Genomic DNA, 643 nt, shown 5'->3' on the forward strand with positions numbered 1-643 from the left:
ACTGGTTGTCCCATTCCTTGTTGATCAGGCCCGCGCGCGCGCCCTGCAGCTGGTGGCTCATGCCGCCCGTGCCCCAGATATGCACGTTGATGTCCTGATCGTAGCTCTCCACGGCCTTGCGGATGGCGCGGCCCAGGTTGAAGCAGCGCTGGCCGGTGGGCACGGGATACTGCACCACGTTCACGGCGAAGGGAATCACCGGGCAGGGCCAGGAGCCGGTCTTGGGGTCCTGCTCGCCGCACATCAGCGACAGCGGCACCGTGAGACCGTGGTCCACGTCCATCTTGTTGACGATGGTCAGGTCGAAGTCCTGCTGAATCACGGACTGTGCAATGTGGCTGGCCAGATCGGGATGGCCGACCACCTTGGGCACGGGACGCGGGCCCCAGCCTTCGTCGGCGGGCTGGAACTCGGCCGCCGTGCCGATGGCAAAGGTCGGGATGCAGTCCAGGCTGAAGGCCGTGGCGTGGTCGTTGTAGACCAGTAAGACCACGTCGGGCTTGTTGTCCTTCATCCACTGGCGCGAGAAGTCATAGCCCTTGAACAGGGGCGCCCAGTAGGCTTCCTGGGTCTTGCCCATGTCCATGGCGGCGCCGATGGCAGGCACATGCGAGGTGAAAACGGATGCGGTGATGCGTGCCAT

Annotated in this window: 1 protein-coding gene; it reads right to left on the reverse strand. The window is 64.5% G+C overall.

The annotated features are described in order from the left end of the window. Positions 1–643 (reverse strand): class III extradiol dioxygenase subunit beta (locus P353_RS27415; RefSeq protein ID WP_034376708.1); only part of this gene is annotated, 643 nt, incomplete at its 3' end.

The organism is Comamonas testosteroni, from assembly GCF_000761245.1.
Taxonomy (GTDB): domain Bacteria; phylum Pseudomonadota; class Gammaproteobacteria; order Burkholderiales; family Burkholderiaceae_C; genus Comamonas; species Comamonas testosteroni_C.